This is a genomic window from Vibrio sp. B181a, from assembly GCF_030248375.1.
Classification (GTDB): Bacteria; Pseudomonadota; Gammaproteobacteria; order Enterobacterales; family Vibrionaceae; genus Vibrio; species Vibrio campbellii.
Genome location: NZ_JAHGAD010000047.1, coordinates 98,646 through 107,334 on the forward strand (window position 1 = coordinate 98,646; position 8,689 = coordinate 107,334).

At 41.2% G+C, this 8,689-nt stretch carries 7 protein-coding genes; 2 read left to right on the top strand and 5 right to left on the bottom strand.

Features of this window, described 5'->3' with window-relative positions; translation table 11 throughout:
• Nucleotides 1-34 precede the first annotated feature (34 nt).
• Complete coding sequence (gene gcvP, locus KIO97_RS20855; protein WP_285383841.1) at nucleotides 35-2,899, top strand: aminomethyl-transferring glycine dehydrogenase; 2,865 nt, start codon at nucleotides 35-37, stop codon at nucleotides 2,897-2,899.
• 250 nt (nucleotides 2,900-3,149) lie between these two features.
• On the opposite strand, the gene KIO97_RS20860 is transcribed toward gcvP, so the two are convergent.
• The 3 genes from KIO97_RS20860 to KIO97_RS27060 all read right to left on the bottom strand — a co-directional run bounded on the left by KIO97_RS20860 (nucleotide 3,150) and on the right by KIO97_RS27060 (nucleotide 6,872).
• Complete coding sequence (locus KIO97_RS20860; protein ID WP_285383842.1) at nucleotides 3,150-3,605, bottom strand: GNAT family N-acetyltransferase; 456 nt, start codon at nucleotides 3,603-3,605, stop codon at nucleotides 3,150-3,152.
• A 157-nt stretch (nucleotides 3,606-3,762) separates the two neighbouring features.
• A complete protein-coding gene (locus KIO97_RS20870) occupies nucleotides 3,763-4,224 on the bottom strand; it encodes an SAM-dependent methyltransferase (RefSeq protein WP_010649375.1) in 462 nt (153 codons plus the stop codon).
• A gap of 404 nt (nucleotides 4,225-4,628) precedes the next feature.
• Nucleotides 4,629-6,872 (bottom strand): DUF2971 domain-containing protein, encoded by a 2,244-nt coding sequence (locus KIO97_RS27060; RefSeq protein ID WP_285383844.1) that lies wholly within the window; start codon nucleotides 6,870-6,872, stop codon nucleotides 4,629-4,631.
• Nucleotides 6,873-7,254: 382 nt separating this feature from the next.
• Between KIO97_RS27060 and KIO97_RS20880 the strand changes: the two genes are divergently transcribed.
• Entirely contained in the window at nucleotides 7,255-7,425 is a 171-nt protein-coding gene (locus KIO97_RS20880) for a hypothetical protein (RefSeq protein ID WP_285383845.1), read from the top strand.
• 137 nt (nucleotides 7,426-7,562) lie between these two features.
• Here the strand turns inward: KIO97_RS20880 and KIO97_RS20885 are convergent, their stop codons facing one another.
• Nucleotides 7,563-7,985, bottom strand: coding sequence for a hypothetical protein (locus tag KIO97_RS20885; protein ID WP_285383846.1), 423 nt, complete (start codon nucleotides 7,983-7,985; stop codon nucleotides 7,563-7,565).
• A 135-nt stretch (nucleotides 7,986-8,120) separates the two neighbouring features.
• Nucleotides 8,121-8,474 (bottom strand): hypothetical protein, encoded by a 354-nt coding sequence (locus KIO97_RS20895; protein WP_285383847.1) that lies wholly within the window; start codon nucleotides 8,472-8,474, stop codon nucleotides 8,121-8,123.
• Between the last annotated feature and the right edge of the window lie 215 nt (nucleotides 8,475-8,689).

Consider the following 8,689-nt stretch of genomic DNA (forward strand, 5'->3'; position numbering starts at 1 on the left):
TCCGTTACCCGAACCAAGGAGTAGGTAAAGGACAATGACTGAATTACTTCAAAGCCTCAGCACACAAAACGAGTTCGTTGCTCGCCACAACGGACCAAACAAATCTGACCAACAGAAAATGTTGGAAGCGATCAATGCAGTAAGCCTAGATTCGCTTATCGACGAAACCGTACCAGCACAAATTCGCCTAGAGCAGCCAATGAGCTTGGCAGAAGCAAAAAGCGAAGCAGACATGCTGGCAGCGATGCGTAAATTCGCTGATCAAAACCAAATCAAACGTACATTCATCGGTCAGGGTTACTACAACACCTTCACGCCGAACGTAATCCTACGTAACGTGATGGAAAACCCGGGCTGGTACACCGCTTACACCCCTTACCAACCAGAGATCTCACAAGGTCGTTTGGAATCGCTTCTAAACTACCAACAAATGGTGATGGATCTTACTGGTATGGAAATCGCAAACGCGTCATTGCTTGATGAAGCAACGGCAGCCGCAGAAGCGATGACACTTTGTAAGCGTGCGGGTAAGAGCAAGAGTAACGTATTCTTCGTTGCTGACGACGTTCACCCACAAACCATCGAAGTAGTAAAAACTCGTGCGAAATTCATCGGCTTTGAAGTCCTAGTTGGTTCTTTAGAATCACTACCAGAGCAAGACGTATTCGGCGCGCTAGTTCAATACCCAGGCACAACAGGTGAAGTTCGTGACCTAACGGACATCATCGCAAAAGCGCAGGCGAACAAAACGCTAGTAACCGTAGCAACTGACCTATTGGCTTCTGCCCTACTAAAACCTGCGGGTGAAATGGGTGCAGACGTAGCAATCGGTTCAGCACAACGTTTCGGCGTACCTATGGGCTACGGCGGTCCACACGCAGCCTTCATGGCAACACGTGACAAGCACAAGCGTACAATGCCAGGTCGTGTTATCGGTGTTTCTATCGATACCAACGGCAACCAAGCACTGCGCATGGCAATGCAAACACGTGAGCAGCACATCCGTCGTGAAAAAGCGACATCAAACATCTGTACCGCTCAAGCCCTACTGGCGAACATGGCGTCTTTCTACGCGGTTTACCACGGCGCAGAAGGTCTACGCACGATCGCTCGTCGTACGCACCACATGACCGCTATCCTAGCTGCTGGCCTAACCAAAGGCGGCTTCGAGCTTGCTCACAACAGCTTCTTCGATACCATCACCATCAATACTGGTGCACAAACTGAAGACCTATACGCGAAAGCACTAGCAGCAGACATCAACCTACGTAAGTTGGGTACTCAGCTAGGTGTGAGCTTCGACGAAACCACAACCGTGGCAGACGTAGAAGCCCTATTCGCAGTATTCGGTGTGAAAGAAGAAGTCGCAGCACTATCAACGGAAATCGCAGGCAACGAGTTTGCAGCGATTCCAGAAGCACTGCGCCGCACAACAGAATACCTAACGCACCCTGTGTTTAACACGCACCACAGCGAAACACAGATGATGCGTTACCTAAAACAGCTAGAGAACAAAGACTTCTCGCTAACGCACGGCATGATCCCACTGGGCAGCTGTACGATGAAGCTGAACGCAGCGGCAGAGATGATCCCAGTAACTTGGCCTGAGTTTGGTTCGATCCACCCGTTCGCACCAGCAGAACAGGCAGCCGGTTACGCAGCACTAGCAAAAGATCTGAAAGAAAAGCTATGTGAAATCACAGGCTACGACGCATTCTCACTACAACCAAACTCTGGTGCATCGGGTGAGTACGCAGGTCTTATCGCGATTCAACGTTACCACGAAAGCCGTGGCGAAGGTCACCGCAACGTATGTTTGATCCCAAGCTCTGCGCACGGTACTAACCCTGCGACAGCGTCTATGGTGTCAATGAAAGTGGTTGTGGTTAAGTGTGATGAAGAAGGCAACATCGACGTCACTGACCTAGCAGCGAAAATCGAGAAACACAAAGACAACCTATCAAGCATCATGATCACTTACCCTTCTACGCACGGCGTATACGAAGAGCAAGTGAAAGAAGTGTGTGAAATGGTTCATGCCGCGGGCGGTCAGGTTTACCTAGACGGCGCAAACATGAACGCACAGGTTGGTCTAACAACGCCGGGCTTCATCGGCTCTGACGTTTCTCACCTAAACCTACACAAAACCTTCTGTATCCCACACGGTGGCGGCGGTCCGGGTATGGGTCCTATCGGTGTGAAATCGCACCTAGCACCTTTCCTACCGGGTCACATTGAAAACGGTGCAGACGGCGAAAACTTCGCAGTATCCGCAGCGGATATGGGTAGTGCATCTATCCTGCCTATCTCTTGGGCTTACATCGCAATGATGGGCGAAGCTGGCCTAACAGACGCAACGAAAGTAGCGATTCTGAACGCAAACTACGTGATGGAGCAATTGCGCCCTCACTACCCTGTTCTTTACCGTGGCTCAAACGGCCGTGTAGCGCACGAATGTATTATCGACATTCGTCCACTAAAAGAAGAAACAGGCATCAGCGAAGAAGACATCGCGAAGCGTCTAATGGACTACGGTTTCCACGCTCCAACCATGTCGTTCCCTGTAGCAGGCACGCTAATGGTTGAGCCAACAGAATCGGAAGACCTAGAAGAACTAGACCGTTTCTGTGATGCGATGATCGCAATCCGTGAAGAGATGACAAAGGTTAAGAACGGTGAATGGCCGCTAGATAACAACCCGCTTGTTAATGCGCCACACACTCAAGTTGACCTAGCGAAAGAAGAATGGGATCGCCCTTACTCTCGTGAACTTGGCTGCTTCCCTTCAAAAGCAACCAAATCTTGGAAGTACTGGCCAACAGTAAACCGCGTAGATAACGTATACGGCGACCGTAACCTAATCTGCTCGTGCCCAAGCATCGATAACTACGAAGATTAATTTTTGTAGAATCTAAATAGACAAAGGCGAACCAATTGGTTCGCCTTTTTGTTTTGGAGCAAGACTTTTAAAACGTGTTTATGGACAATTCCGTTTTAGCAAGATTGCTACTTTAACAAAGCTTGAATTAGTAAAAGTATCGATAAATTCGTTATGTGATTGTCCAGCATCACTTGATCAGATCAGCAGTACGCATAGTGAAAATACTACACGTTGCGAATCAATCTTAAACAGATTGTTAGTAGACAGCCTATAACGCGAGTTTAAACCCTTCATGTGTTGCTTTGAATCCAAGTTTTTCATAGAACCTGATTGCATCAGGACGCTGCTTGTCACTTGTTAACTGAATGATTGTACAGCCTTTGCTTTTTGCCAGTTTGATAGCATGTGCGAACATTTGCTCACCGAAGCCTTGTCCACGGTAGTCACTATGGATTCGAACACCTTCGATAAGACAACGCCAACCACCAATATGTGTCAGGTAGGGAATAAAAGTAATTTGAAGCATCCCGACTAGAGAGTTTTCCAGTTCAACAACCAGTAATTCGTTGTTTGGATCTCGTGTAATCGCTTCAAACGCTTCAATGTACGCACTATTCAGCGGAACAGACGCGTCCTCTCTTTTACTACCAAGCGGATCATTTGAAAGCAAAGCAACAAGACTTTCCAAATCGTCAAAATCAGCTGAACGATACTTTAATTCCATCTATAGTTCCTGATTACTTTTGGCTGCTAACGCCCCGCTTAAGAGGTGAGCAACGCAATGCTGAAGATCCCGCATACCAACTTAAACACCATAACCAACGCATAGTAAAAATGCCGCGCGTTACGAATCACTCTTGAACAATTTGCTAGCACTCTGACTACCAGTAATTTGACATAATTTCTTTTGACCACTCGGGCTGCTCGACGGTTGTTCTTGGTAAGAATTCACCCATTACTGGCTTAATGTCTACCACTGGCGTACCGTCTATAGCATCCAATCCTCTAACATGTAGCACATTCCCACAAACAGAAATCACTTCACAAATTGTAGAACCTAAACGGTTCGGTCGGTTTTTACCTCTTTGGGCAAAAATACCAACTTTCGGCCAATCAGTGTTATTTCTTGGATGCCTTGCACCCGTTATAATCTTTGACTTATCAACTTTGTTGAAATAAAAAGTCACTTCAACATGAGAAAAATCAGAAAGTCCGATAAGAGCTTCCGCCCCGAACGCAGCATCAATAGCTATAGAGGCGTTTTCTTTATCCCAGTTATCGTCAATCATCTCACTTCTGGTTGATTCAACTTTTCCTATAGGAACAAGCCTAATTTCTTCCATGATTATTTTCTCCTCCGGGTGCTAACGCTATCTATAAGGCGCTCTTTACGTAGATATAATGCGGTCTATCGTTTAACTCTTCAACTGAAAATCAATAACCTAATGAGTGAGTTAAAAAGTTAGAGTGCACAGTGAATGCATAATTCCTTAGTGTGCTGAGTTTAAATAACTTTTTGTAGGACAAACGCACATTAACAGAATGTGTGTGAGTATCTGCCCTAAGCCATAAAGGGGCACTTTCGAGCTAAAAAGTGCCACGGATAAAAATTCAGCCTGAGAAGCTTTTGGACAGAAACGAGCTAGACTCTTTATGCTAGCTCGTCAAGATAGGATTAGATGAGATAGTCAAAACTTAGCTATCCAAAGGCAAGGTCTGAACCCTTTACATGCTTGTAAAGTATCACTTAAATTTCAATTGGAACGTACTCAAGACCAAACATGTTGTTTTCTGATATCCGAACTCGTTTCAGTTTGATTTTGGGTTCATATTCTTTCCTCTTCTCATTCATACTTGTTACTAGATTTGTTATTAATTGTAATTTTGAAGACGGGAAATTACAGCCTAACGTAATACTGGCAATTCTAACGTTGAGCTTACTTCTATCTGGGTTTGGATACTCATAGCTTGAATAATAGACCTTATCAAGCTTATATGACATTAACCTTACTTCTTCCTCGTATGACCATTCCTTATTCTTAGTAAGTAAGTATTGGTTAAATATGAACTTATCTTGCTCTATCTTACGTTTTTCGCCATTCGTATACTTCACTCTACCAATGCCACAAGCATTTGGAATACCAGATCCGAACTGATACTCTACCATGATACCTTGATGATTTTCAGTATAGTGAGACCACATCAGCATGGAGTTTGGGTTCTTTGAAAAAGAACATATCCTATAATCTGAATCTATTAAATGCTCTGAACCGATTTTCGAAATAGCTGGCATTTCAATTGGGTCATTTAATTGGGTCTTCTGAGGTAGATAAAAATACTGGTTAATAAGTGAATCTAACGTATTCAAGTTGAATGGTGAATATTTATAGAGACTTCCTTTTTCAGAACACTGAAATCTATCCCACTGAAATGAATTAACAAGCAATATATTAAGCATATCACGCCAATGGTCATAAACAGTTTTTGACAACTTATTGCCTGATAGTTTGGATGCACTTAAATAGTTCGATATAATGACATAACTAAAGTCATTATGATCTTCCATGATTTTTATTGCTTTCTGGTAATGTTCAAATGCTTCTTGATACATTCCTCTTCTTTCACAACAAACACCCAACACATTTTGGGTAGTGATGGTAGGTATATTATCATTATGAAAATCGCTCACTCTATCAAAAACTTCGACATAATGACCATTTTCAATACCATAATGACAAAAACTTTCAAAATTTTCGTAAGAAAATTCTTTGCTTTCAAGTTCTGATTGTATAGAAATCAACTTGCTTTTAAAATAACTTTTATCCCATTCCTCTTCTAGGGCAGTTAACTCGTCATAAATTTCAATATACATTTGATGATTAATTACATCTGGCTCTTCAAGTATCTTTTCAACCTTTTGGTAGTCACTCCATACCGCTAAAGGAATATCAATTTCATCATTGTTTTTTAATCTATTTCTTAAATGACAAATAATTCGTTTACATTCGAACAATTTGAATAATATGTCGCTACTTGTCTTTTTGAGCACAAAATCATAAACCTTTTCATCCAGAGGTTCATTTAGACATAATTGAGAAATTAAGTAATATAACCTTAGACCGACATCATGTTGTGAAAACTTATCATCTTCCCATTCTTCTCGGTATATCCCTATTACATCATTATATCTTTTTGCTTCAAATGCTTTTGAAATAAGCCCTAACTTCGTTATACGTCGTTTATCGTTCGTGTTTCTCTTTATGTATTCCTCATATATTCTTTCATAATCTTTACTTATCAGTTTATCAAGCTGAAACTCGCAAACTTTAGATATTGCAAGTTCATTCTCAATCTTACCTAAATCTCTATATTTTTTAATAATATCGACATCAACCTTGTCGAGTTCTTTTATCAGTTTTGTTCCATCTTCATAACGATTTAAATGATAATATACGACAATCAAAAATGCAGTAATTGACCCAGTCCTTTTCAGTCTATCATCTGTAAGGATTTCAAAAAATAATTCCCATTCGTTTTCTGTAAATTCAACATTGTTATAGTTAATATTTCCAGCACGACCAATTTTATTACTGATGTCTTCAAAACTCTCATTATTATAATCAATTTTTAACGATCCGAGTAAATACTTAGGATTCCTTTCTGCCCAAAACAATTTCCACCAAGCATTTGTGTTATCTTTGTCGTGCGTAATGGACAATCTAAAGAAAGAAGCTGCTATATAACTCTCATCAAATCCATCAAAAAGCTTTGATGCTACAGTCCCAAGATATTCGTAAGCGCTCGATAGACTACCATTGATCTGCACAATTTCACTAAATAGTTCTTCGTTAGATTCCTCTCTAGCATCTAACGTAAAATAGAGAAAACCATAATAGTATTCATTCTTTTTAAGTAGATCTTTATCCTCTAAAAATGATAATTTTGAAAATCTTTTATTTTTAATTAATTTTATAATTTCTTTATCATCCACAATACATTCCGCTTTCTTTCAAACTTAACCTTTGAGATACGTGGTATCTCTATAAAGTATATTCTAGCTTCTATCTTACAGAAACTTCGTAAACTTGTTTAGTTTTAATAAGTTATCATTCACATATACGAACGATATCTCGCATTACATTAGTCAGATTCAATTTTTACTTGCTGGGCAATGAACCACCTAATGAGCCTTTGGGTTCTCCATTAGTTTGTGTATGTCAAAACTCAGTATCGTGAGCTGTACTAAGTATTAACGTTAACTTGGAATGGAGCAATTTCGTGCTACACACCCCATCAGCACTCCTTTGAACATTTTTGTTACCCAAGATTGAAACTGCTAAATTAGTGGGGAACACGACAATGAGGATTGAAAAGTGGAACTGAAACTGACAGATGAGCAATTGCGCACATTATTGTATCTAGTAAAAACAGAGATGGATGGACTTTGTGGTGATTTAGGATACGCTGAGCTTTCAAAAATAAAAATCATCTTGGAGCAACAGTTGTTAGATGCAGATTCTGTAGAGGAGCCATCTAACTCATAATGGGGCACTTTCGAGCTAAAAAGTGCCACGGATAAAAATTCAGCCTGAGAAGCTTTTGGACAAAACCTTGTTAGCTTAAATGACTTAGTTGCATCAAGATCAGGTATGAAAAAGTATCTTGAAACCATAGTCTCTTGTTATGTACGTTCTTTTAGTTGCACATATTTAGCCAAACCAATGCCTTTATTTAGCTCAGTTACATAGTTTGTGCTCATTCTAGCTTCGTTGACTAATTTACTGATACTTATGTTTTTTGTTCGGATTATTTCACCAAATTTAATACCAAACAGATGAATCATTAACACCAGCTCACCGCGGGGAGCATCCTGATACATTGCACGCAAAACCTCCGCAAAATCTTGGATTGAGCTCGAATCGTTGAGAGCTTTATGCACATCCAGCTTAGATTCAAGATAAGTTCCGCTTGTCCTTTCGCGACGAACTGTTTGTTTGCAGTAAGGACAGTCGATATCTTCTAGCTCTTCACCACCAACAAAGCCTGCGCCAGAGACAAAAACTTTAAATGCTTTCCCACATTTCTCGTTTGAGCAAATTTCCACTTTTTCCTCCAAAGTACATAACGCCCTGTTAAGGGGTGAGCAACGCAATACCGAAGTCGCCGCATACCGCCTTAAACACTAAAACCAACGCATGATGAAAATGCCACGCGTTACGAATCACTCTTAAACAGTTTGTTATGTAGCGATGCTCGCAAGGACGCAAACCAAGAATGCAGGCACGCCAGCTATGAGTAGTTTGATACAAAAGGCTGTATTTTCTGAGAACCGCTCATCATCGATTTCGTCCACAACACTACGGTCAACCATTGAGTCTGTAATCCTATCAACCTTGTCGTCAGACTGCACCATCCCCCCCAGAGGCGGATACATGAAAAATAAGGCTGTCGTTCCCCATATAAGCATTACGATGAAAAATGCATAGTCCGATACAAACTTAAGTCCAAAGAAGCCTGTAGACATCTCTAGACCAACAACTATTACGGCTGCTATTACATTCGCAACCGATACAAATCGAACTAAACCAAGCATTTATACTCCATTTCTTACCTAGCTATATAACGCCCTGTTAAGGTGTGAGCAACTCAATACCGAAGCCGCCGCATACTACCTTAAACACTAAAGACAACGCATGGTAAAAATGCCACGCGTTGCGAATCACTCTTAAATGCTTTGTTAAGTTTTACAGCACAAAGTTACTCTTGTACTAAAACACCTTCATCCACCTCATAATCGCTTAATGAGGA